Below are 26,120 nucleotides of genomic sequence, written 5' to 3'. Positions count from 1 at the left end.
TAATGGTTGTTGAGGTGAGGAGAAATGCCTGAATTGCCAGAGGTAGAAACCGTAAGACGAACATTAATTGAACTTGTAGCGGGAAAACGAATCCAATCCGTAACCGTAAGACTCCCGCGTATTATACAACGCCCTGCCGAGCCTGAACAGTTCGCGGATGCGCTTGCCGGGCATACGATCGAGACGGTCGAGCGGCGCGGTAAGTTTTTAAGAATTATTTTGGACGGGCTGGTGCTGGTGTCGCATCTTCGCATGGAAGGACGTTACGGCGTATTTCCTTCCGGGGAGCCTATTGAGCTTCATACGCATGTGATTTTTCATTTTGACGATGGAACGGATCTGCGTTATAAGGATGTGCGCCAGTTCGGCACGATGCATCTGTTCCAAGCGGGCTCTGAGCTCGAGCTGCCGCCGCTTAATAAGCTTGGCATCGAACCGCTTGAGCCGTCCTTCACGCTTGAAGCGCTGCGCGGGAAGCTGGAGAAACGTGCGACGAAAATCAAGCCGCTGCTTCTCAATCAAGAGCATATCGTTGGCCTAGGCAATATTTATGTAGATGAAGCGTTGTTCCAAGCGAGAATTCATCCGGAGCGAACGCCAAATACGCTGAAGCCAGCCGAATGGAAAAGGTTATACGAAGCGATTCGCTCGACGCTTGCGCATGCGGTTGAAGCAGGCGGATCATCGATCAAATCTTATGTGAACGGACAGGGCGAGATGGGCATGTTCCAGCACCAGCTCCTTGTCTACGGCAAGAAAGACGAGCCATGCCCGACCTGTGCAAGACCTATCGAGAAATTCACCGTAGGTGGCAGAGGCACGCATATTTGCAGCAAATGCCAGCAGCTGAACATGCCTTCCAAAGTAAAGGCATAGCAGCAATTCCTAATCGACAAGCACAGACAAATACTCCCCGCATATGATAGATGTGTTACGAACAATGGGCGGATGACTACTCACAGCCATTAAGGTGAGCTGGCAGCCGCTGTGCGGGGAGGGACTAAAGTATTGTTCGCGCATGTTGTTTCACTATTAGTGCTTGCTTTTGCCGTTAGTTTGGACGGATTTGGTGTTGGTGTGACGTATGGATTGCGGAGAATTCGCATCCCGTTACTGTCGGTGTTGATAATAGCTTGCTGCTCTGGCATCATCATTTTTTTGTCGATGCAGGTCGGAGGCTGGCTTACCGGATTTTTGTCAGAGTTTGTCGCGCGCCTGATCGGTGCTTGCGTGCTCATTCTAATTGGGGGCTGGGCGCTGTTTCAGCTAAAGCGCGGCAGGCAAAACGATGAAGCGGGCGAATCCGCTGAGGCTGCAAGCCAGAGCAGTGCGGAAGCTGCTGGAGGCGGAGTAAAGACGCATGCAGGAGAAATTGCAAGTGCCGCACTTGTTGTCATGGTGGAGCTGAAACGGCTTGGCCTTGTGATCCAAATCTTGCGGACGCCGCAAGCGGCCGACGTAGATAAATCGGGTACGATCTCCGCATCGGAAGCGATCATGCTTGGCTTTGCGTTATCGCTTGATGCATTTGGGGCAGGCTTAGGAGCCGCAATGATCGGATTGCCATCCTTGATTACGGCACTCACGATAGCTGCTGCAAGCGCGATTTTTCTAGTAAGCGGCATCCGCTTCGGCTTTCGTTTCTCCGCGTGGAAAGGCATGCAAACATTATCTTTGCTGCCAGGCTTATTATTAATCATGATTGGAATCATGAAGCTGTTATAATCTGAGGTGAAATGGATGAAAATCGGATTAACCGGCGGTATTGCCAGCGGCAAAAGCACCATCGCTAAAATGCTCGTTGAGCGCGGTGCGCTGCTGGTCGATGCCGATCAAGTTGCAAGGGAGGTTGTCCTTCCCGGTGAGTCAGCATTAGAGGCAATCGCCTCTACGTTCGGACAAGCCGTGCTTGCAGCAGACGGCTCGCTTGACCGCAAAGCGCTCGGCGAGATCGTATTTCAAGATAAAGCCTCGCTGGCGAAGCTCGAAGCGATTACACACCCTGCTATACGCTCGAGAATGCAGCAGCGCATACATACGTATGAGGAGCAATTTCCTGAGCGGTTGGTCGTAGCGGATATCCCGCTCTTGTATGAAACGAAGCAGGAGCATTTGTACGACGGCATTATGGTTGTATATGTCCCGGCTGAAATGCAGAAATTGCGCTTAATGGAAAGGAATCATTTGCCTGAGGAAGAAGCCAGCCGCCGCGTAGCGCTGCAAATGGACATCGAGCAGAAGCGGGAAAAAGCGGATTGGGTTATCGACAACAGCGGAACGCTTGCGGAGACGGAGCGTCAGCTAGAACAATTTTGGAAAAGTAAGTGTCTGCCATGAGAGTACTACTGAAGAAAAGAGTGATATTGGTTTTGCTGCTCGGGCTGATTACGATTTTGTTTCTTAAGTCGGATTGGCTGGCCGCTATGATGTATCCGGTTCATTTTAAGGATGACATTCGTGCAAGTGCTTCAAATTACGGGGTTGAGCCACATTTGGTAGCTGCGATTATTCGCAGTGAAACCAATTATCGGACAGGCCAGGAATCCAGGAAGGGCGCTTTGGGCTTGATGCAAATTATGCCGGATACGGCTAACTGGGTTATTCAAAAGGCGGGTTTTGAAGAGGTTACCGAAGATATGCTCAGGCATCGAGCGGATGTCAGCATCGAGGTTGGCGCGTGGTATTTAAAATCATTGGATCAGCAATTTAATCACAATAAGATCGCCGCTATAGCCGCATACAACGCAGGGCCTGGAAATGTAAGGAAATGGCTTGACTCTGGCGTATGGGACGGTAAAATAGACTCGGTGAAGGAAATCCCTTTTGGCGAAACTAGGCACTATGTACAGAGGGTTGTATACTATTATAATAAATACAAGGATTTATATCCGACCTTCTGATGAACGATTATACCGAATATGCAAATACAACGAAGCCTTGGAGGCCCGTCACTTCTTGGACGGGCCCTGCCAAAGCATCCTTTATTCATACAACATGTAATGAATCATTATTTGTATTGGCCAGCAAGGGATTGCTCGGCAATTTGCACTAGGCGACGGGTAATGTAACCCCCGATGGAGCCAGCGTCTTTTGTAGCCATGTTGCCGTAGTATCCGTCTTGCGGAATAGCGATGCCTAGCTCTTGAGCAACTTCATATTTCATTTGGTCAAGTGCAGCTGTCGCTTGTGGTACTACTAGTTGGTTACTGCTGCGGGATGCGCTCATGTATGTTCACCTCCTTGCGGTTGGTAAAAGTATTATGTGCAAAAATCAAAACTTCATTACAGGAATTACATGGAAATTAAATTAATTTGAGAAGAGCCCATTTCAAAGGCTCTTGCTGACTAAGAAAGGAGGCAATACGCAGCATGAAATGTCCATATTGCGACTATGCCGGAACAAAAGTATTGGACTCGAGGCCGGCTAACGAAAACAAATCTATTCGTCGCCGCCGTGAATGCGAAAAGTGCAGCCGCCGCTTCACGACCTTCGAAATGATTGAAGAAACGCCTCTAATCGTCATCAAAAAAGACGGAAGCCGCGAAGAGTTCAGCCGAGACAAAATACTACGAGGTCTTATCCGCGCCTGCGAGAAGCGTCCCGTACCGGTAGAACGCCTCGAAGTTATTGTATCCGAGGTTGAGAAGGAGCTTCGCACAACGGCACATGCCGAAGTTGACAGCAGCGATATCGGCGGCATTGTCATGAACGAGCTTTACCCCGTTGACGAGGTAGCCTATGTCCGCTTCGCGTCTGTTTACCGCCAATTCAAGGACATCGATATGTTCATGAAGGAGCTCAACAACCTGCTGTCCAAACATCCGCTCAACGGCATGATAGATAAAGATTGACAATTTTGGCGACGCTGTGCTAAGATCAATCTTGTCGTCATTTGGGGCCTTAGCTCAGCTGGGAGAGCAACTCGTAATGCAGCGATAATTAACAATTCTATCTAAAGTAGCATTTTTATCCCAGTTTCGTAGTTGTGGGGCTTTAGCTCAGTCTGGGAGAGCGCTTCGCTGGCAGCGAAGAGGTCAGGGGTTCGAGCCCCCTAAGCTCCACCATAACCATAAATAATACCTGCCTTTGGCAGGTTTTTTTATTTGACCGCCATAGATATTTTGATTTTTTACATTATAATTATTTTATTGAGCATGAGCAGATTCGAAAGGGTTGTGGGAAGTTGTGGCATTCAAGACCGAAAACGAGCTTGTCATGAAGTTGATACAACATTTCAGTAATCGATTACTTTTTCAGGAAGTCGGTGCAGGATACGGTATCTCGGATATAGTTATGATTAGAAATCAATCAGAATTTCAAAAATTCATTAATGAAAGATCAGGTGTGTACCTAAAAACATTAGATGAAGTTAAGGTACTTCATTATTTGAAAAAGAAAAAAAGTGCCAGCTTTAAAGTCATCGAAGCTGAACACTTTTTTTCAAAATCCAAATTAAAAAATATCCTAAAAAATTTAATGTCTTGTGGAGCAATTATAGAAAACGACTTGAAATATTTTTATACTAACAATGTTTCTTTATTTTCACCTAGAGTGTATGCTTTCGAAGCAAAGTTAGAGGACTGGCAAAAAGGCCTTGCACAAGCTTTAAGGTACCAACGATTCGCCTCCAAAACTTACTTGGTATTAGACGAAGACTTTGTGCATAGAGTGGACCATAATGAGCTCATTAAACATAGTGTTGGTTTAATATCTGTTGGAAATAAAGTAAGGGAAATTATTAAGCCAACCATTTCAAAACCTACTGATTTAATAATGAATTACAAAATTGCAGAAGAGTTATTGAAAAAATTAGAGTTGAGTAGCCTTTAACATATCAATTTTATTAATTTCTATAATTACTTCTTTCCAAACTTCTAAATGGGAATGAGTAAAATTCTTAATTCTTTTTTCACGATTGATATCTTTAATTAATTGTACAGCTGTTCCAACATCATCCAAGAACTTTCCAACTCTTTCATTTTTATTAAGTTTGGTATATTGAAGGAATTGATTATTTTTAATAGTAATATGATGATTGATTGTATTATAAAACTCTGTCAAATAGTCTGTGTTTATTGAATTATTGCAAAACATGCAATTGCAAATGCATTGACTTCCTATTTCAGTTGATAGTATATCTTGAAGAATGTTTTGGTTGTATAGTCCCATGATTTTTTCTATATAGTATCTTCGTGCTGCTGATCCACTCTCTTCACGATTAAGAAAATCCTTTTTAAAAGTATCACTTTGTCCAAGACCAGAGGCAATGGTGTTTGCGCCTACTGATAACAATCCTAATGAGAAGTCATTAATTCTTGAAAGTATTATTTCCCGTTTTGTTTCAGATAGAAGTTTTACTAAGTATGCATATGAGTAATAATGATTTCGGTTTGTGGAATCAAAACTACCAGCGATTTGAAGGTAATAGCCGTCCGGATTAGCTGAAGTCACAAAATTCACTAGATCAGTTATTGACTCTATATCTTCGAACTGCTCAATATCAAGTGATATCCCATAATAAAGAGGAATGCTAATTTGTTTAGCTATTAGATAGGACTTTGCTTCTTTGTATGTATTATAATCTACATTTAACCACCCGCTCGAATCATTCTCTAAAAAATGATACGGAGATAACAATATTCGAGGGTTATAATTAAGTTGGAATTCCATAGTACCAATAACTCTTTCTTGTATAGCCTTAACACTTTGGAAATCCTTGGGGGTTTCCTTTTTCATATCAGAAATTAAATACGGGAGTTTCTTATAAGTTGCTTTAGTTGTGAATGCAGAATAGGCTAAAGTTTGTGTAAAAGGGTCGATTATCAGCTTTAGATTATGATTTTCGCGTGAAAGTTCCATGTAGTTCTTATCTGAAAAAATTAGTTGTGGAGCATTGAATACTGCACCGTTAATTTTAAAGGAGTCATTGTACGCCACTACTGCCTTGGAATCATTATTAATTGGCATCGGCAAAAACTGTAATTCATTACTAAAATAAACTGGTGTTATTTTTGTTGAGTTTTTTGCATTTATATTTGAATGTTTTTCTAAACGAGAAATAATTTCTTCGAAGTGTATTGCTCGTTCGAATGGTTGCTTCTTTAAAAGTGTTTCAACAAGTTCTGAGATGTCAATTGGTACAGTAGAGATTTTTGAAGCAAGCGGGACTGGTGTCTCCCCAAGAATTTTGCGGATTGCCTCAAGTTGATTACTCATGGTAAATGGTCTTTCTCCTGAAATAAGTTCATATAAAATTACAGCTGCAGAGTAGAAGTCTGCCCTGTAATCAATATCCTTAGCATTAAGCTGTTCAGGAGGCATATAAGCAAATGTGCCCATAGCTTGTCCTGTAGTTGTTAAAGTACTGGCATCTACCAGTTTAGAGATACCAAAGTCGAGTAATTTAATTTGCAATTGATCATTAACCATAATATTCGCAGGTTTTAAATCTCGGTGTATCACACTTTGATTATGGATTGCATTTATTCCTTGGAATATATTTTTAGTAATAGAGCATGCTGTTGCAAGCGAAACCTTATTATTTATGAGGTAATTTTCGAGAGTTATTCCTTGAATATACTCCATAACGATGTAACGATATCGTTGGTTCCCGTCGCTTATAAAACCATCGTCATAATACTTTACAACATATGGGTTATTAACAGTTCTTAGTATTCTGATTTCTCTTTCTATACGACGATTATCAGTCACGTCTTTGTGCAGAATATTTTCACGAATTAATTTTAATGCATAATCCTGCCCATCTTTTTGTACCTGGTAGGTTGTCCCAAAACTACCTTCTCCAAGGTTTCTAATTATGTTATATCCATTGATACTTTCCAAGAAGACCCCTCCAAAATAGGTTTATTTTACTAATCTCTATACTTCCATTGAACCATAAATCATAAAGAATATGAATACCTTTTTGTACTGAATTCAATTTCCAGAAAAGAGACCTCATCGAGTATGCTGAGCTAGTTCAATCGAACGGGAATTCGTATCCATTGGACGCTTTGAGAAATACAGATATTTTCGCGTACCTTTACATTCAGGAAAATATTTCAATTTGGCGAATGTATATGAGGAGGTGATATTATGCTTAATGAGGAGAAAGTGCCTCTCTAACGAGGGAATTCATAAACAGATTACATAAAATAGATGATCCCGCGGCTATTGTTGTAACAATCCATTTATTTTGCGAAAATGCTTTAAATCAATTGATGAAACAAAAAAAGAAAACACCTGACGAATACATAACAGAGCAATCTGCATTTTTAGTTAAACTTGATTTATACTATAGTATTGGCTTGGTGGATGAACCAATGTTCAATAACTTGGTAAAACTCAAAGCACTCAGAAATAAATGTGCTCATAAGGTAGATGTTGATTTTGACAAAATCGATCATAACTATTGGATGGGAAATGTTGAAGATTAGATTCGCAGTAATGAAAAGTCCATTAAAGATAATTTAGTCCTTATTGGTGTTAGCTGGTATAGGAATCAAATTGTAATATGAAGTGACCGTTCACTTACTAGAAAAAGTCGCGAGACTTGGTAGTGCAAGTAGCTCAGCTGGGAGAGCGCATCGCTGGCAGCGATGAGGTCAGGGTTCGATCCCCCTAGGCTCCACCAAACACAAATTTTAACACGCCAAATTTTGGCGTGTTTTTTTGTGTTTGGTGGAGCCCTTACAGGGGGCGAACCCAGGGGTTCAGTCCGCGCGGACGAAATGGGCGAGTAAGCTTCGTCAGCCATTTGATCAAGATTCGGGCATCCCATGATGGAAAGACGAGTAGCCGAGTCGTATCCCCCAGGCTCCACCAAATAAACAATTCACACCACGTCCTCTGGACGTGATTTTCTGTTTACTATGGTGGATGCGCTAAATGGGGCAGACGGCGCGTACGAAGCGTGAACGTAGTAGCATGGCATCGAAATTTACCGCTTTGCTTTGCTTCATTTGGATAAGAGCAGGGGAAGGTTATAAACAGATATTTCACCATCTGCAAATTAGTGAATTATTGAAGTATTTTACCAAGGTTCAACTTGTGAAAAAAACCAGTGCGACAATCTGATGTTCAGAATGTTGCACTGGTTATTTAACTATCGTTCTCCGATTGCCCATTTGTTGCCCTACGGCGCTGCGAAAGCAGTTGATAACCTCCAGTCGTTCAGCTCATTCACAGAAAAGGATTAATATTCATGATAGCTCCAGTGGATCGGTCCAAAGATACATGAAACCTGCCATCGCTAGTAAGATTGCCTGCGGAAGAAGGTTTAATTTCAAGTAAAATAAGAGAGTCATTGGCGTAGCTATGCTCGATTGTTGTGATTTGTACTTCTTGAACACTAACGTCCAGGAATGGTTGAGCCAACTGAATCGCTTTCTCTTTACTTTGGTCTATTGAAATCCACTGTTCTTTTTGTGTTCAATTTCTTTTTTTTAATTCTTTCCATGCCATCATATTGTTGAGACCGATTATTTTATTATTCTGACCAACCCATACACGCATACTGTCATCTGTGGTTACATATGATGCAGTGGCTACTTCTCTCTCATCTGGTATAAGTGAAAATCCAGTCAGGTTAAAATACTTCTGCAATACCAGAGTAGCTTCTTCCGCAGTATTGACTGTCAGGCTTTGGATTTGGCCGCCTCCAGGCTGCGATAGCTTTACCACTTCAACTGTTTCTTTTAATTGGGCATTCCCTTGAGCATTTACTAATGAGAATGAGCAGACAGTTAATAGCGTTACAATTCCTAATACAGATAAGCGAATAGAATTTTTCTTAAAATGTTTAATCATGAGAATTCTCCTCTTGAGATGCTTGTAATTTCCCGATAATCCGACCAAACCTGGATATCTCCGGGCTCCTGCATAATGCTCCAATAAATTAATGATCGTCTGACCGTACGCTGCTTTTTGTTCAGCATGGATGTAGGACAGGGCTAATGCATCACAGGCTATTTCTTGATCTGCCCGCATTCGTGCGTAGACAACCCACATAATCGGATTAAACCAGTGTAAAATAACCAGTACATGCATGAGCCAATTCATCGCAACATCCCTGCGCTTGATATGTGCCAGTTCATGATTGAAAATATAACGGAATTGATCGGCATCCATCGAACGAATCAACGAACGGGATAATAAAATCCTTGGTTTCATAAACCCATAAACCGCAGGACTCGGCACTGCATCTGTTTCGGTCAGAAGAATCGATTGTTTGACCGACATTTGGCGTTTGCATTGCTCGAATACTTGTAAGACCGCCGGATTGGTTACATGGGGCTGTTTTTTAATTCGTCTATACACGTTGATATTGGCTATAAGGGTTATAAGACTTAACACTATGACCCCTAGCAACCAAACAAACAACAGCATGTCTCGCAGCGTTATTTTGGATAATAGATTCACAAACGATTGCATGGCAGGGATTTCTTGCTCAGGAACGTTTGCAGCGGAATGAACTGTGACGTCGGATGAACCTTTGAGTGTCCATCCGCTCGGAGAATCCTCGTTATTCTTCAACTGATTTCTTTGTTCATAACGATTGGAAATATCATAGAGCGATCCTGAAAGGAATTCATTAGACAACGGCTGCTTAATTGGAAGTAGATTGTACACGCTGTACGAGCTCTCGGGTGCCCAAGGCAATACGAGCCGAATGACAACAGGAAACCATAGGAAATAATGCCACTTCGGCTGCAACTTGTTTCTGAGCATCCATTTGATCATAACAATGAGAATAACCAGCACACTTGCCATCAGCGAAGCCCGAATCACCCAGTCGAAAAAAACCTGCATATACACATATGTCATGGCTATATGCCTGTCTTCGATTTGTTATCATCGTTTTTGTTATCATCGAATAATTGTTTCAGCTCATTGATTTCCTGTTCCGTCAGTTTTTTCTCCTGCAGGAAGTTCGCAAGCATCGGTTTAATGGCTCCACCGTACAATTTTTGCAGAAAAGTTTTGGTTTCACTTTGCAAATACTCATTTTCTGAAACCAATGGATAAAACATTTGGGCTCGTCGCGATTCGTCTTTGTTGATTCCAACCGCTTCTTTCTGCACCAGGCGGTTAAGTAGCGTACGAATCGTCTTCGGACTCCAGTCCATTGTTTCCGTTAGTTGTTTAACAATTTCGCTGGATGGGCATTCCTCCTTCGCCCAGAGGATTTTCATAACTTCCCATTCTGCATCTGTGATTTGTGGTAATTTAATCATTCTTGAAACCTCCTGTTACATGTAAAAGGATCACAACTGTAGGCCTGAAATCCATATACTACACGTGTAGTCCTATTATGTCAACGAACGTCTCATACCATTCACTTCCTATAACGACGAAAATAATAATTATTATAATGTGTATTACCCCTAGGTGGGAGAGCGCATCGCTGGCAACGAAGAGGTCATCTAGTGAAAATAGTGTTAGTATAAACGGATATGGGGGATCTTTTAAACCAAAGATGAAGTCGAAAAGCCGCATCAACAGTCATACTGTACATGTGGCTTTTATCGTTTGAAATTCAAGCAAGAAGGAGTATGGGGAATTAAGCTCAATTTCGCGAAATCTTTATTGGACTGTCAGATTTAAAGCGCAGTGCAGCGAAAAATGCGCTCAGGCCGTCTAATAGGTGGAGGTGATAATTCAGTGATGCCGGCCGGCTCGAATAACAAGGAAAATTTCCCGAAAGATCCCTCTCAAGCTCTAGAGCAGCTGATGGAAAGCTTTGGCTCGACGATCATGCGCACCGCTTATTTTTATACCGGCGATCGGCATTTTGCCGAGGATATCAGTCAGGAGGTATTTCTTCGCGCTTATCGCAACTGGAACTTGTTTCGTGGAGATAGCGCGGTTAAAACCTGGTTGACGACGATCGCTATCAACGTTTGCCGGGACAAGATAGGCGTGAGGATGTTTACGGAACAGCCGACCGATCCCAGCCTGATGGAGCGGGGACGGATATTCAACGTGGAAGAAGAAGCGCTTAAAAGATTGCAGAAAAGCGAGATTTTGCGGCATATGCTGCGTCTGCCTCTGCCGTATCAGGAGGCTTTGTATTTATATTATTATCTGGACTTGGACACACGGGAAATTGCGAAAGCGACGTCGTCGCCCGAGGGTACCGTGAGAAACAGACTGCACCGGGCGCGCGAGGCGTTGGCTCGGGAAATGCGCAAGGAGGAGACAACCGATGACGGACATTGAGCGTAATTTACGTCAACATTTGCAAAAGGAGTCGGATGATATGTTGTTTTCTAGAATGGAATTGAGCGATAGCGTTAAACAGAAGATCAGGAAACAAGCCGCCGCGGAGCAGAGAGGCCGCGCCCGATTCGTTCTTCCGAAAGCCTGGCTTGCAGGAGCGGCAGCGCTGGTCGCGGCAGTCGTCATAGTGACGGGATTGCCGATGCTGCAAGAGCCCGCCGCAGTCCCGACGCCAACGGATAATTCGTCGGGAATCGTGCTGCCCGGAAACGGAGGAGCCACGGGTTCGGAGTTGTCCCAATTGATTACGACTCCGTTAGGAACGGCGGAGGCAGCGAAAGCAGCTTTCGGTTCCGGTGTGCTTGTTCCTCAAGTCGCCCCGGAAGGCTTCAAGCTGGCTGAGATCGTCGGCGTGGGAATGAAGGACCAACCGCTCAGAGATTTAAACTTCACATACGGCTCGGGTGATAAGACGGTGACGTTCAGCGCGAGCCGCATGCCGACGGTGTTCCCGACGGACCTGTTCACACAGACCAAAGTGGGCGGAGCGGACGGCTTAATTTTCGAGCAAGCCGAGTTCACGGAGCTGTTCTGGGTGGCTGACGGCATTCAGTATGGCGTGTCCGGTCCGATTTCGGGCGACGAGGCCATGAAGTTAGCCGAATCGGTGGAGCCTTAATGAGTTGATGAGTGTTTATTGTAAATGAATTGAACGCTCCACCCGTCGAATGCTAGATAAATTGGGGTAGTGTAATATCCCCATACGGGAGAGCGCATCACTGGCTGCGATGAAGTCAGGGGTGAGGTCCCCCTTGGCACCTCCAAACAATTAATTCAAACCACTTCATCTGAAGTGGTTTTTTTGGTGTAGCCTATTTGCTTCAGAAGATTACAGGAGGAATTAAAATTTAGGATTGGAACCAAGATTGAATTCAATCTACGGTTGAGCCAGTTCATTGGAACGATGGGGTAGGGGTTGACGAACTGGTAGATTCGAAAATGACAAGTTGAATTGTGATTGGGGACGATACCACATTATCTGTACAAGCGTTACCTTATTACAGCTTTTTGCAGCTTGTTCTTGGCACTCTGGCATGCATATAGGTTTTCCAATTCCAGAAGTCGAGATGCCGCCAAGTTTTCCGTTCAACATCGTAGACCTTGCTTGTCGACCCGCAATTCGGACACGCAAATTCGGTTCTGCGTTCAAAGTCGATAAATAAGTGCCATGCCTCGTCTTGACCGTCGTACTCGGTATGTGTTAACTGCCAGTATAGCGAGACAGCATTGCGTATTCATCAAATTAATATTGCCCCCGTAAAGGATAAGACTACCTCATTGGAACTTTATTGCAACACTCGTATGATAAGATAAGTCCCCAATATACAAATCGTGTTCCGGGAACTTATTACAGGGTTAAAAGAAGTAGTGAGATTACGTTATTTGCACGTACGCTTATCGCTCTTTGAATCCTGTTATTTTTTTGAACTTGTGAAAACGCTAACATCGAGTCGATTATGGACGGATGCGCTTTTACAAGATTGGACATATGGAATAGGAGAGGTGATGCGGCGGCTAGCATAAAAGCGGGAAAGTGTTGTCAGGCGACACAGGAGGGATTCAGATCGGGTAGTAAAGGATCACTTTTTTTGTGCACTACATAAAATCATAGATAGTTTTGAATTTGGTATTTAAGGGAAGAAGATTATAGAGTTATGGGATCTCTTCAAAACCTAAAACCATGATATATGGAGGAAATTCGAGAATGATAAAAAGACGGTTATTAGCATCTTTACTTGTGACAGCGATGCTACTTACTTTGTTTTCTCCGCCTATGGCAGTCAGTGCGGCATGGGGAGATGACGTATCTCTTTTGACTGTAAATGCAGGTACAGATGGTAATACGGCGACATCCGCCGATGCGCCGGACGGACAGAAAGCGTGGAGTTTAAATACCGGAACCTCAAAGGGCGGGGGCCCTTGGGATAACCTCTTCACGCCGAGCGTGGCGCCTCTTAGAGATGTATCCGCTTACAAAGACGGCTACTTCGTTTTCGAGATGTATGTTCCAAATGCGAGCTTTAAAAATATGCAAGGAAATAACTGGCTCGTCATCGTAAGCGACAGCAATCCCGCTGCGGATAAGTTTAACGCCGATTCTCGTCTCCAACTTGATGTAAGCGGGGTCACAAATGCAGCGGTGGGCACATGGGCGACGGTCTATACGAAGTTATCGACGTCAAGTGCCGTAGCCGGGAATTTCAATGACGCCTGGCTAGACAAAGTAACTAGGCTTGCCATGCATCTGCAATGGGATATTAATGTCCCTAGCACCGATGTTTTCATAAAAAACCCTCGTTTCCAGAAAAGTACGTTAAGCGTTCCGCTTTCGCCGTCAACGGCTCCCGCACTTGACGTAGCAACAAAAACAGTAACTGCGAACGCACCGGCTAGCGGGCAAGCTGTGGAATTCGCAATAAGCGAAGATGGGATCGCTCCAGCAGCCGGCTGGGTGGATGGAAGCAAAAATGATAATGTTTATTCTCATCAATTTGCCACATTGCCTTCAGCACAGACCTACTATGTATTTGCGCGCGCGAAAGCAGACAACAGTTACAACTTCATCGGCGCATCTTCAAGAATTACTGTAACGTCTATTGACGAACAAACATTGGTAAATGAGGCGGCGGCGTCTCTGACATGGGATACGATTAAAGGTAGCAATACTTCGAATAACGATGTAAAATCACAACTCAGTCTTCCGGCAACAATAGGAACAACTAACGTAGCATGGTCTTCGGACAATGCGGCAATAAGCAACACCGGAGGCGTAAATCGTTTATGGAATAGAGAAGTAGACAAAACCGTAGTACTCACGGCGACAATAACGAAGGGTAATGCAAGTGCTACGCAAACTTTTACCGTGACGGTGAGAGCCGTGCCTGCGGAGGTCAACGCTCGGGCTGCGGCGTATTTTCCTAATATAGAAGAGGGAACGAACAACGCTATTGCGCCGGACGGAAATAACGCGGTTAAGTTGGGAGCTGGAAAAATAGGCGCCGGCGCTGAACGGCTTTGGGATGCCCGCTTTGTTAGCAGCAGCGGCAATCAGGATTTATCAGCTTACGCGAATCAATATTTTGTTTTTGATATGTATGTTATGCATACGGACCTTTTAAAACTCAGTGGCAATAACTGGATCGCCATGGCAAGTGGCGGTAACAATCTTGACACCAATTCGCGTCTTAACCTTAATGTTAACGAAATCAAAAATGGCCATGTTAATGAATGGATTACTGTTTATGCGCAATTATCAGCAGCCAATTCTCCGAATGGTTTCAATCCCGTTAATTTGGACACGGTTCAGGCAGGGAGATTGCAAATGCAATGGTCTTCCGTGCCCCAAGGCGACATCTATATCAAGAACCCGCGTTTTCAGAATACCGTGGATTCGCCGAAGCCTATTCCCACGGCTGTTGAGACAACCGACAACATTACGCTATCTTCAGCAGCGCCGACAAACGGTCAGGCTGTGCAGTTCGCGATCAACACCACCGGTAACGCTCCTGCGGTCGCCGATTGGACGACGGGTACTCTAGGTACAGGCGTTTATACTGCGGCATTTACAAAACCAACAGGCAACATATATTATACATTCGCACGCACGGCTCAAAATACGCAATATCCTTTCGCAGGAACACATACAAGAGTTAAAGTGGAGCATCTTGACGACAATCAAGCAATATCGGACGCAGCAAATAAGCTGACATGGGACACGATCAGAAATTCGAATGTTATTCAATCCGAAGTAAGAACGGGGTTGACTCTTAAGGCAACGGGTGCGAACGATACTGCTATAGTATGGTCGGCTGAACCGGCAGGTATCATAAATACCTCAACTGGCAGTGTAACTCGCGACCCTGACGTAGGAAAAGCCGTAACCCTTACGGCGAAAATAACCAAAGGTAATGCAGCACCTGTTAATAAAATTTTCAATTTGACAGTAGCCAGTACGACTAACGAACTTGCTGAAGTGTTCATTGACTTCAACGATCCTGAATCATTTGATGCAGTCGATACAATTGGAAGCGGTTTAGGCGACGGTGGAGATCCGGCTGGACCTTACAAAGGACTACAAGGCAGCGGCATAGGCATCAGCCTCATCGGAGACGGCGGTACCGAAGTGGATGTAGTCACTCAAAGCGGCGTAGATGCTGTGAAAGTTGGCAACTTTATGTATGTAATTGTAGACGACCTTAAACTTAAGCAAGCAAACAAGGTCGAATTAGCGGTCACATACTGGAGACCAAGCGCAACGGGCGGTATTTCGTTACAGTATAACACCATATATCCCGGCAGTTTCTCTGGATTTGAAGCGTATAGATCAGCGAGCATTCCGGCGACAGGAAGCGGAAACGCTTGGGTGACTTCAAAGGTTGTACTTAACGGAGCTAATTTTGCGATAGGAGCACAAAATCAAGGAGCACACTTCCGTATCGGTGCAGCCGGAGCGATCATACAGAGCATACGAATAACCGAAATTCCTCCAACGGATGAAGAAGCGGTAAAGCTTGTTTCGGACGCGCTGACTTGGGACGCTATCAAGGGCACGAATACCAGACAGGATCTGGTTGAAACCAATTTGAATCTTGCTAAGGTGGGTTCAGCGAGTACGAGCATTGTGTGGACATCTACCCATAACACGGTGATAAACAGCAACACCGGCGCAGTAGATCGTCAAGGAGTGAGTACAGTCGTAACTCTTACGGCGACAGTAAGCAAAGGAACGGCAACACCGGTTGTTAAAACATTTAATATCGTCGTTCGTGGAACAGGGACCGGAACCGACGAGGATGCGGTAAACGATATGTTGAATAAACTGACATGGGATTTAATCAAAGGCGTGAATGCTTCTGAGGCTAATGTGACAACGAACTTAGTTCTCCCGACAATGGGTGAAAATATGACGGATATTACATGGACGACATCCGCTGCTACCCTCATAACCGCTGCAGGCGTGATACCGACAAACCGTCCGGACGGCGGCGGTGAGGTAACGCTCACGGCGACGGTAAAAAGAGGTCCGGTAGCCGCTCCTGTAATCAAGACTAAAACATTTGTGCTCACAGTTCCGGATAGATATGATTACGCAAAACATATGAGAACGGCAATTGTTCAGGAACTCGACGCGAAAGATTGGGCGATATCGGACTTTAACGTACTCGCTTTCGGCGCGAAAACAGCAGAGATGGCAGAAGCGGAAGGCTTAGTTGATTTCGATAACAGAGAGGCTTTCCAAGCGGCGATTGATGCGGCTTATAATGACGGCGGCGGCGTAGTCTATATTCCGGCGGGAACCTATGCATTCCATACGGAAACTACCGGCACAATAAGCGTTCAAAGCAAGACAGGCAGTACAACCTACGAATATAAACAAGTTTTAAATTTACGGGCAGGCGTACAGCTCCGCGGGGAATGGGATAATCCGGATGCGGACTATTACGACGGTAAAATCGACGGAACCATTCTCGCAGTCTATGCCGGACATAATTCCGCCAATTATGACACGTATGTTGACTCTGACGAGAGAGAAAATCAGACAGGAGGCAAAAAAGTAGCTAACGTGTCCGATAGATTCATAGACATGGAACAAGGAACAGGTGTAACGAACCTTTCAGTATGGTATCCGAATCAAGATATTAATGCTACAACCACTGTTGAAAAGAGGAACGCAGATGGCCAGAAGACAGGGGAATTTGAGGACATAAAAGGAATTCCGTACCCGTGGACGTTCTATCAGAGAACCGGAAACAGCGTGACGCTTGACAACGTTACTCTTGTAAACGCTTGGGGAGGATTCATTTCCCTGCCGAGCGAAATGCATTATGTTGTGAACAGCAATATGACGGCACTCTACAAGGGCATCGTGGTTCACACCTGTACAGACATCGGACGTATCGAGAACGTTGACATTGACCCGAAATACTGGACGAATTCAGGTCTTGACGGCGCACCGTCTCGTTCGGACGCGGCAGCGTACACAAGAGCGAACGCTACCGGATTCATGATGCACCGATCAGATTGGGAATATGTCTCGGGATTGAATATTTCCGGGTATAAGACGGGTATGTGGATCGGTAGGGAACCTGGCGGCGACGAAGCTCCGAACGCACAGTTCTACGGATTGAAAATCGAAGACAGTCAAACGGGCATATACATTGACAACGTTAACGGTTTCGGTCTGCTTTTCTCGAACTCGGAAATCGGAGGCGACACGGCAGTATATTTCAACGAACGTTTCGACACTTCTGTTCAATTCAACGGAGTTGCATTCAAAGGTCCGATTGTAAGCAACGCCAGAGGCGGAGTTATATCCTTTGAGGATAGCACGTTCGACGAATATGACAATTACGCGCTGAACTTCCTGGGCCGAGGCAACGCATTAGTCAGTCAGAGTAACTTCAAACAGGCAGACAAACATGCACATTTCGGAGCAAACTTCGGAACATTCAAATCGGTAAATTCCGGTTATAACCTTAACATCGAGAGCGCTAACCTTGCCGCTCACATCGATAACCTTGAACTTGACGTTAAGGCTGACGGTAATAACACCGCTGTACAAATCGTTAATGATGTTGATTATCTGTTTGAACCTATTCCGAAAGACGTAAAAACAGATATTGACGTACACCCGAGACCTACATCAAGCGCAGTGCTTAGACTTGACTTCCCGCGCTCGTTAACAGGCAACGCGCCGACCGTGGATATATCTGCAAAGCTGCAGGAAGCTCTTGACTATATTAAAGCTAATCACGGCGGCGGCACGATATATTTACCGGGCGGAAGATATAGACTGAATAGCCCCGTCATCGTTCCCGAGGGTGTTGAACTCAGAGGAACATGGGACGTACAGCACCATACACAAGGCGGCGGCACGGCGATATTTACCGCTTACACCGGTGGCGCTCAGGGGGAAAACGGAAATTCTTTAATTCAGCTTAAGGCAAACGCAGGTCTCAGAGGACTTAACATCGCGCAAACGAATATAACCAGCGTCAATCTCGACAACCCCAACCAAACTTTAAAAACACCGTTTTTGGTACAGGGACAAGGAGCAGGCGTATATGCAATCAACTTAACGATCCCGATAGGGGATAAAGGCATAGACCTGGCTTCATATAAAACCGATGGGCACTATGTTGATTATTTAGGAGGCACGCTCCTCAGAGCAGGCATTTGGGTCGGAGGAGGCGCGGAAGGCGGATTTATCAGAAATATGCAATTCAATCCGCATTACGCTTTGAGACTTCCGGGAGGTCAAGGATATTCGGCACCTACCGGCGATTTGTACGGATTCGTGCAAAGATACATGAGTGCGCTCAAATTCGCCGATGTGGAAGACCAGACGATTTTCAACAATTTCGTTTTCGGTTCGGTATACGGCATACACTTCCTGAAAAGAGACTTGGGGAACGGCGAATTCGCATACCCCGGAAAAATGACGATGATTGGTCACGGTTCGGACGGAACCACGTACGCTCTCTATGTGGAAGACGCGGATGAACACACCAAAATAATCGCGATCAACTCGGAATTGGTTAATACGAACATCACGACGGAGCCGAATAGAGCGTATGTCAGAATGGGAGATGCAGCTAATACTGCGAAAATCCACCAAGACGCTGAACTTGTCCTGTACAACAGCGCGTTCTGGGGAAGCCCGACCGTAGCGGGAGCGATCGTAAATAACGGTATTGTTCGCTTACAGCAAGCAAACTTCACTCAACTGCCCGGCAATAATCCGGGTATAGATGTCCATGGCGGTAAGGCGCATGTATACACTTCTTACTTCCAGCCGTCCAAGAACGGCCAGAATAATAATGTGTATGCCATGCTGCGCGAGAGCGGCACATCGATAGAACTTAGCAACAATCATTACGCATCCGGTTTGAGAAACAGCACCCCGGCGGGCAATCCTTACGGCATTTACGGCTCGGATTTAATTGCGGAACCGTTTGTATTTAACCTAACCAAAAACGGGGATAAACAACAATTCAACGTTAAGTATAATGTCGGAGGAAGAGCCTCTGCACCCGGAACATTGACGATTGTTTCCCCGGCTGCCTATGCTAAAGATCTCACTCCTATTAAATTTAACGCGCTTGCGGCAGGCGAATCCGTAACCGTAGATTTACCGTATTATGTTGCAGGTCTGATCACATTTGAGCTTCATCTCGAAGACGGAAAATCATACACCTATACGGCAAAACTTGACTCGGCTTACGCTGAAAAGGCAAGTTCTGCAGGCGCGGAAAATCCGGCAAAGAGTGCCGCAACTCCGGCATTTGTAATGGACACCAAAGATTATGCCACTTCGGGAACGTGGGATGGTCCGCAAGACCTCAGCGTAGGATCGCATTTCGCATGGGACGACAGCAATTTATACGCGTACATTGTCGTTACTGACGACGTGCACTTCAATAGCCAGACCGGAGGCAATATATGGAGAGAGGATAATTTGCAGTTAGGCATTGATTTACGCAATCCTGCAACGAACAGTACTACGCGGAATGAATTGGGATTCGCGCTCACCAATGACAACAAAGATGTAATATGGGCTTGGACTCGTCCCACAGGCGCCAATGCACCGACTGCTCCGATAACTGATATCGCGGCAAAAATTACGAGAGATGAAGATACTAAAACGACTATTTACGATTTAAAGATTCCGTTTAATACTGTTCATAATAGTCCTGCATCGGAGCTCGCGAACGGCAGAATCGGAATATCAATCATGCTCAATGAATCTGACGGCTCGCATGAATCTGACAGTACCAGAACCACCTTTGAAGTTGAAAGCGGACAATTAAAAAATTCAAATTCATTTACAGACGTATATCTGTTAGGCGCAGGCAAATACAACGAAATGCTTGAAGCATCGGCAAGGGCTGCCGTATCAAAGGCTCTCGCGTCTGGATCAGCTGCCGATATCGCTATGGCCCGCAACTTTGTCACTATTATGGCAGACGGCGAAGTTAAGACGGATCTTCTTAACAAAATCAAAGATACCGATCAGGATAGCGAAATCAGCCCAGCTGCTGCTGAATTTGATTTGAACCCTAGCAAGCAGCAAGCAGCTACAATAAAGCTGAAGCTTAAAGGGAATACACTGACAGCCATTAAGAACGGCAGTACTCAGCTGCAGGCCGGAACTGATTATGTTGTGAATAGCGATCAGATAACGATTACGACGGCTTACTTGGCGAAATTACAAAAAGGTACTGCGAAGCTAACGTTTGAGTTTAGCGCAGGACAGCCGCAGGTGTTGACGATTACAGTAGTTGATACAACGCCTGACAACAACAACGGCGAAAACAACAACGGTAACAACAACGGTGGCAACAACGGAGGCAACACCGGCGGAAATCAAGAGAACCAGATTGAATTGAAGGATATTGCTGGACACTGGGCAGAAACTGCGATTCGTAAGGCAGTGGCTAAAGGTTTTGTGGTTGGCTACAAGGATCAAACCTTCAAGCCAAATGCGGCGGTAACCCGTGCGGAATTTGCAGTGATGTTATCCCGCGCATTGACTGTACAAAGTGATGGAAAGCAGCATGCTTTTAATGATGGGGCTGACATTGCTCCATGGGCAAAAGAAGCGCTTGAGCAGGCAGTATCAGCGGGAATTTTAAGCGGCTATGCGGATGGGACGCTGCGTCCAAATAGCGGTTTGACGCGCGCTGAGCTTGCGGTTATGATTGCTCGTACTTTGAAGCTGGAAGACCAAAAGGACAAAGCAGCAAACTTTACCGACCATGCAAAACTGCCAGAGTGGGCAAAGGGCGCGATTGGCGCAGTAGCTTCAAAAGGGATAATGCAGGGCAAGGAAGGCGGCAAGTTTGACTTCAACGCAGTGGCAACCAGAGCGGAAGTAATTACAATTCTGCTCCGTATTTTGGAGCTGGATGAGAATTAAGAAGATCATTCAGCAGAATTGTTGCCAGCGGATCGTAGAGTCTTAATCAGTGAGGATGTCAGCGGCGATTAGCCAAGGCTGACATCCTTTTTATTTGCCTTTGTATGGTTAGGCATTGAAGCGCCATTACAATGGCTGCGCGTACTTGTCCTGAACACTTAATCACCGTAAAACGCAGCTAATAAAGACCGCCCTCGGGTTGTCTTTTTTAATTGTGGATCATGGTTAAATCCAGCAAGCAGGTATAATTATAGGGTACCCCGGGGTTCAGTCCACGCGGACGGAATGGGCGAGTAAGCATCGAAGGATATTCTGATGCATGCGGACCGAGGCTCCGTTATTTGTCCGAATTTTTCATTTTGAGTGTGTAAGAGGACAGGAGAGACGCTATTACCCATCAAACGAGTGAATTCCGTGTGTTTATGAGTGAATAGCGGAATCTCAGTCCACAATCGTCATATTAAATAGATGATTCCCATTAATAACGGAATCTCTGTCCTCCCAATATCCTCCCGTGTTTCCGCTGCACGACTCTTTATTATGGTTTTAGGTGCAGGTTTGGTGGTGACAGCATGCGATATCGAGTATGTGCAGACTCCCCAGTTAATGCAAAAGATGTGCCCCATCTCATCTACCGATCGATTACCTAAGAGGGCTGGCCGGTTCCTAAAGCGCTATTGGACGCACAACTCGGTTAAAATGCAACATCTACCTAATTTGTATTACTGGCATAAGGTGAATTAGTAGTGGCGCTTAGGCTAGTTCGGAATGAAAGATGAATGATACTTTGAGAACTGCTCGTCGTGAAAACCCAACAGTCCGCATTATTGTTCAGTATGGCCGTAGGATGGTGCGTCATATTTAATAACAGGCTGGCATGACGCTTATTATGAATCCAAATCTCCCAATGTAGAAGTTTCCACCCTAAATATCATAATAATTGCTTTACAGGACACGTAATGGTGTTATATTATGAAATAGGACACTGATTGGTGTCGGATATTAATAAATGATTAAGGAAGTGGATGAAAATGCATATACTAACCATCGTTCTTCAAAGTTGGCTTCTTTTTTCCATGGCCTTCTTTGGCGGAAGCAAGCTTGCAGGAGCCAAGCATCAGGTCGAACTGTTTGATTCGATTAAACTTCCTCAATGGTTCCGCGTCATTACGGGCTACGTTCAAATTGTTGGATGCATAGGACTCATTGTCGGCTACTGGTATCCGGGGATTGCAGCATGGACCGGAATATTAATTGTCATTATGATGCTATTGGCGTGCTTCTCGCATTTCAGAGTCAAACATCCGATCGGAAAAGTGATACCGGCATTATTGAATCTCGTAATAGCTATTGCTGTAGTATTATTATATGCAGACGAACTGCCCCACCTTTTGGGGTAAGGATGTCCAGTACGGCGCGGACGGAATGGTTGAGTGGGCTTTGGAAGTGATACTTCTAATGTAGGAGCACGGTGTCTGAATTTATCGCTAAAAGTCTGCTTCGATTTATTTTCGTCAGTTCGTCAGCTATTTGATCAAAGATTCGGTCATCCTATGCTAGATAAGCGAGTTAGTAAGAGCAGGACCCCTCTTGGCTCCACCAAACTTCAACCCTTGCGTAGCAAGGGTTTTTGTGAGCTATTGACGATGAAGTGCGAAAAATATCGCGAGATGTGGGAAGCACAGGCACAGTACTACGTATAATAAAGGAGCATGAACATGTTAGAGATATACGTACTGCAAGTTCCTGACCAAATAGATCCTGAGCTGTTTGCAAAGCTATTGAATGCTGTTTCGGAGGACAAAAAGCTGCGGATTAGTCGGTTTAAGCAGAGAGCTGATGCAAATAGAGCGTTGTTGGCTGATCTATTAATTCGTTCAATCATTATGGAGAAGTACCGAATGGAGAATCAAGAGATAACCTTTGTATACAATCCGTATGGCAAGCCAACCTTGGCTTTGGATCAGAGCTTTTCTTTCAATCTTTCTCATTCAGGAACGTGGGTTGCTGCCATTGTAGGGGACGGAGGGCTGGTCGGAATAGATATTGAAGAAGTTCGTCCAATTGAGAACGACGTAGCCAAACGATTTTTTGCCCCTGAAGAATACGTTGATTTGGTTGCAAAAGGAGAAGAGGGAGGGCTGTCATACTTTTACGACCTTTGGACATTAAAGGAAAGCTTCATAAAGGCAGTTGGCAAAGGTCTGTCAATCCCTTTAGATTCATTTGTAATTCGGTGGGATGAATTAGCAGGACGTTATACGGTTAATCAAAATGTTGAAGATCAAGCTTTTAGTTTTCAGCAATATCAAATGGATCCCCATTTCAAGCTGTCTGTTTGCGCTGATCGAGATGACTTTCCAGATTCGGTAAGCATATACGAATGGTCGGAGCTTTATAAAAAGACGGTTCTCTGAGCCTAATCATTAAAAAAATAATCCCGCAAGGAACATCATCTCGAATAGATGAGTCCTGCGGGATTTTTGTTGCGGCTCTAGTTGATCAGGATGTTAAGCGATTACCATTCAATTGTAACGGTAGCAACTCCGCTTGCTGGAGTGACGAATGTCTTATTCGCTCCGCCTTGGAAAGTGACTGTCGAACCATTTTTCTTGAAGTACTTGTATTCTAAAGTCGTATTTGCTGGCACACTCACATCAAAGTACCAAGTTGGGTAAGAATAGATGACTTGATTGTACATAGGGCCAATCGCTTTATTCGTATCCCATCCGCCAAGTTCTGCTACATTTCCAGCAAGATAAATGGCTTCGCCAGGGACAGTTGTAGCGTTGTTTACTACGAAACGAACGGTTACCTGTGTGCCTGTAAGCACGTTGTAGCTAGCAACAGCATTGCTGTCTACAGACGCTGCTGTACGGATCATCACATTGTATTTGCCCGCTGCTACGCTTGGAACGATAACTCTAATTTGTGTATCTTCCCATGAAGTGATATTAGCGCCAGTTACAGCAGTTGTTCCGAAGAATACGGTTCCTTTTGTTGCGCCAAAGCCTGTTCCGTCGATTGTTACAGTGTTTCCTGCTTTGCCCATTTCTGGACCGAAGTTTCCGATTTGAGCAGCAGATGCTGCTGTGTATTCCCATACACCAACTGCGCCTGCAGCAAGTGAGAAGGTATTAACTGCACCACCGCTTGCAGCTGTTATGCTGTTGCCGTTCAGCGTTCCGCCAAGAACATCGGCATACGTGCCTGCTGCCAAAGAAGTAAGCAATCCGTTGATGGAAACACTTGAGCCGCCACGGTTAATAGCAACCACAGCAACATTGTTGCCGAATTTGCGCTCATAAACATATACATCGTTGTTGATCCAGCGCTGCTGCGTCGAACCGTAAGCCATTGCTGGGTTCGATTTGCGAAGCGGCGCCAGCTTCTTAATGACATTGTATGCCGTTGTTGTTTTGCTGAAGGAATTCATCATGCCGCGATTGTTAGGGTCGCCATTGCCTGTCAAATATTGTTCTGTACCGTAGTAGATACCAGGAACGCCGCGTGAAGTTAGAGTGAATGCAAGCGCTTGTTCCAGCTTGCGGCCGGATGCACCTGTTACTTGGAAGCGGTCTAAATCATGATTGTCGATAAAAGTAACTTGATCGGCTACTTGCGTATAAGCAGAAGCAGTGCCAGAGATCATAGTGTCCAAATTATACATATTTGCTGTATTGTCGCGGAACACTTGGCGTACCTTCTGACCGAACTCAAAGTCCAGCAAGCTCATCCCTGAATTATTTGCGAAACTGTAATTCTCTTGGCTAATTTCGTTAGTTCCAAGGAACCATTCCCCGAAAGTAAAAACAGGCTTGTAATTATGAATATAAGACATCCAGCTCTTCTGCCAGCCGAAAGGCATATGTTTTACTGCATCAACACGAATGCCGTCAATGCCCATATCCAGCCAAAGCTTAATGGAATCTTTAAAGTAAGTATCGATTGTGTTGCTGTTATGGCTAATATCGGCAAGATCGTACAAATTGCGGTAAATGCCATCTTCTGTGGACGAGAAGTTTGTTCCTAAATTGTGATGGAAGATGCCGTTAGTATCGCCTGTGTAGCCTGCAACTAATGTTCCATTATTGTAAAGCCTGCCGTTATCGGCAAACGAAGGATCATCTTCTGATGCAGGCGAGGTATGATTTGGTGCAAAATCGATGACGATTTTGATGTTTTTGGCATGCGCTGCATTGATCAGATTTTGAAAATCCGTCATGCTGCCAAAAGCAGGATTCGTCTTTTTAAAATCGCGTGCCCAATATCCATGATATGGAGTATTGTGAACGCCAGAGTTTGTGATAACAGAAAAAATATTTTCAACCGGCTGTGAAATCCAAAGTGCTGTAATACCCATATCGGTAAAATAGTTGTCGTTAATTTTGTTTACGATACCAGCCCAGTCTCCGCCGCAATAGACACGCATGTTGGCACATCCTGCAGAGAAAGCGTTTCCTGTCGGATTGTTAGCTGCGTTGCCGTCAGAGAAACGGTCGGTTACGATCTGATAAATGACATCCGTAGAGAAGTTTTGTTTGTTTTGAACAGATGTAGCTGGTGCTGATTCAACAATAGATTTACTGCCGATAGGCGTAAGCAGGGCAAGTGATAGCAATAGAGCAAATAGTAGATAAATGACGGGTCTCGAAATTTTTTGAGCCACTAAGAACACACCTTTCTTTTTTGTATTCGCTTACAATTTTGATGGTTGTTGCTTGGAGCCGTTATTATTCCCCCCTTATTTGACTTTGTTCCCAAAACAAAAACAACCCCGGAGCGTTCTCTTAAAAAAAAGAGATCCGGGGTTGTTCTTAAACCGCATATCGGTTCAAAAAGGCATAGCCCTTATTTTTGGAAACTTTCGTGGTTATGACTAATATTTTATGAGTGAAATGCGTTGATTGTCAATAGCCC

Annotated in this window: 18 protein-coding genes and 1 tRNA gene; 13 read left to right on the top strand and 6 right to left on the bottom strand. The window is 44.7% G+C overall.

Translation table 11 applies throughout. From position 1 onward, the window contains the following. The first annotated feature begins 24 nt into the window (after positions 1-24). The 4 genes from mutM to ADU23_RS30690 all read left to right on the top strand — a co-directional run bounded on the left by mutM (position 25) and on the right by ADU23_RS30690 (position 2,900). Positions 25-876, top strand: a complete 852-nt coding sequence (gene mutM, locus ADU23_RS30705; protein ID WP_053377237.1) for a DNA-formamidopyrimidine glycosylase — start codon at positions 25-27, stop codon at positions 874-876. A 132-nt stretch (positions 877-1,008) separates the two neighbouring features. After that, positions 1,009-1,725, top strand: a complete 717-nt coding sequence (ytaF, locus tag ADU23_RS30700) for a sporulation membrane protein YtaF (RefSeq protein WP_053377236.1) — start codon at positions 1,009-1,011, stop codon at positions 1,723-1,725. 15 nt (positions 1,726-1,740) lie between these two features. Then, entirely contained in the window at positions 1,741-2,337 is a 597-nt protein-coding gene (gene coaE, locus ADU23_RS30695; protein WP_053377235.1) for a dephospho-CoA kinase, read from the top strand. Next, complete coding sequence (locus ADU23_RS30690) at positions 2,334-2,900, top strand: lytic transglycosylase domain-containing protein (protein WP_053377234.1); 567 nt, start codon at positions 2,334-2,336, stop codon at positions 2,898-2,900. Before coaE ends, ADU23_RS30690 begins: the two co-directional genes overlap by 4 nt. Before the next feature lie 107 nt (positions 2,901-3,007). Here the strand turns inward: ADU23_RS30690 and ADU23_RS30685 are convergent, their stop codons facing one another. Then, the gene (locus ADU23_RS30685; protein ID WP_053377233.1) at positions 3,008-3,226 is read right to left on the bottom strand and encodes an alpha/beta-type small acid-soluble spore protein; all 219 of its coding nucleotides are present in this window, start codon (positions 3,224-3,226) and stop codon (positions 3,008-3,010) included. A gap of 143 nt (positions 3,227-3,369) precedes the next feature. Between ADU23_RS30685 and nrdR the strand changes: the two genes are divergently transcribed. From nrdR to ADU23_RS30670, 3 genes are all read left to right on the top strand, one after another. Then, positions 3,370-3,852: a transcriptional regulator NrdR gene (nrdR, locus tag ADU23_RS30680; RefSeq protein WP_053377232.1), complete on the top strand. Its 483-nt coding sequence runs from the start codon at positions 3,370-3,372 to the stop codon at positions 3,850-3,852. Positions 3,853-3,988: 136 nt separating this feature from the next. Then, positions 3,989-4,065 (top strand) — tRNA-Ala (locus ADU23_RS30675). A 151-nt stretch (positions 4,066-4,216) separates the two neighbouring features. After that, complete coding sequence (locus ADU23_RS30670; protein ID WP_157266031.1) at positions 4,217-4,831, top strand: hypothetical protein; 615 nt, start codon at positions 4,217-4,219, stop codon at positions 4,829-4,831. On the opposite strand, the gene ADU23_RS30665 is transcribed toward ADU23_RS30670, so the two are convergent. Next, positions 4,811-6,844: a serine/threonine-protein kinase gene (locus tag ADU23_RS30665; RefSeq protein WP_053377230.1), complete on the bottom strand. Its 2,034-nt coding sequence runs from the start codon at positions 6,842-6,844 to the stop codon at positions 4,811-4,813. The two genes, ADU23_RS30670 and ADU23_RS30665, sit on opposite strands and share 21 nt — an antisense overlap. A 374-nt stretch (positions 6,845-7,218) precedes the next feature. Between ADU23_RS30665 and ADU23_RS30660 the strand changes: the two genes are divergently transcribed. After that, the gene (locus ADU23_RS30660) at positions 7,219-7,437 is read left to right on the top strand and encodes a hypothetical protein (protein WP_053377229.1); all 219 of its coding nucleotides are present in this window, start codon (positions 7,219-7,221) and stop codon (positions 7,435-7,437) included. 994 nt (positions 7,438-8,431) lie between these two features. Here ADU23_RS30660 and ADU23_RS30645 read toward each other — a convergent pair. Beyond that, the gene (locus tag ADU23_RS30645) at positions 8,432-9,811 is read right to left on the bottom strand and encodes a M56 family metallopeptidase (RefSeq protein ID WP_269433182.1); all 1,380 of its coding nucleotides are present in this window, start codon (positions 9,809-9,811) and stop codon (positions 8,432-8,434) included. A 17-nt stretch (positions 9,812-9,828) separates the two neighbouring features. Beyond that, entirely contained in the window at positions 9,829-10,236 is a 408-nt protein-coding gene (locus ADU23_RS30640) for a BlaI/MecI/CopY family transcriptional regulator (protein WP_053377226.1), read from the bottom strand. 430 nt (positions 10,237-10,666) lie between these two features. On the opposite strand from ADU23_RS30640, the gene ADU23_RS30635 reads away from it, so the two are divergent. After that, positions 10,667-11,221 (top strand): sigma-70 family RNA polymerase sigma factor, encoded by a 555-nt coding sequence (locus tag ADU23_RS30635; protein WP_053377923.1) that lies wholly within the window; start codon positions 10,667-10,669, stop codon positions 11,219-11,221. After that, positions 11,208-11,900, top strand: coding sequence for a DUF4367 domain-containing protein (locus ADU23_RS30630; protein WP_053377225.1), 693 nt, complete (start codon positions 11,208-11,210; stop codon positions 11,898-11,900). The genes ADU23_RS30635 and ADU23_RS30630 overlap by 14 nt, the downstream gene beginning before the upstream one ends. Before the next feature lie 379 nt (positions 11,901-12,279). Here ADU23_RS30630 and ADU23_RS34435 read toward each other — a convergent pair whose 3' ends face one another. Further along, a complete protein-coding gene (locus tag ADU23_RS34435) occupies positions 12,280-12,438 on the bottom strand; it encodes a transposase family protein (protein ID WP_442950665.1) in 159 nt (52 codons plus the stop codon). Between the two features lie 548 nt (positions 12,439-12,986). Here ADU23_RS34435 and ADU23_RS30625 point away from each other — a divergent pair. From ADU23_RS30625 to ADU23_RS30615, 3 genes are all read left to right on the top strand, one after another. Beyond that, positions 12,987-21,200 carry an immunoglobulin-like domain-containing protein gene (locus ADU23_RS30625; RefSeq protein WP_053377224.1) on the top strand — a complete coding sequence of 2,738 codons (8,214 nt, stop codon included), beginning with the start codon at positions 12,987-12,989 and terminating at the stop codon, positions 21,198-21,200. Between the two features lie 1,031 nt (positions 21,201-22,231). Further along, positions 22,232-22,600: a DoxX family protein gene (locus ADU23_RS30620; RefSeq protein WP_053377223.1), complete on the top strand. Its 369-nt coding sequence runs from the start codon at positions 22,232-22,234 to the stop codon at positions 22,598-22,600. Positions 22,601-22,918: 318 nt separating this feature from the next. After that, the gene (locus ADU23_RS30615) at positions 22,919-23,617 is read left to right on the top strand and encodes a 4'-phosphopantetheinyl transferase family protein (protein ID WP_063846122.1); all 699 of its coding nucleotides are present in this window, start codon (positions 22,919-22,921) and stop codon (positions 23,615-23,617) included. Positions 23,618-23,718: 101 nt separating this feature from the next. Here the strand turns inward: ADU23_RS30615 and ADU23_RS30610 are convergent, their stop codons facing one another. Continuing rightward, positions 23,719-25,869 (bottom strand): alpha-amylase family glycosyl hydrolase, encoded by a 2,151-nt coding sequence (locus ADU23_RS30610; RefSeq protein WP_442950638.1) that lies wholly within the window; start codon positions 25,867-25,869, stop codon positions 23,719-23,721. Between the last annotated feature and the right edge of the window lie 251 nt (positions 25,870-26,120).

It is taken from the genome of Paenibacillus sp. FJAT-27812 (assembly GCF_001273905.1).
Taxonomy (GTDB): Bacteria; Bacillota; Bacilli; order Paenibacillales; family Paenibacillaceae; genus Pristimantibacillus.
Note: the sequence above shows the minus strand (reverse complement) of the source record. Positions and strands in the feature narration are given on the sequence as shown.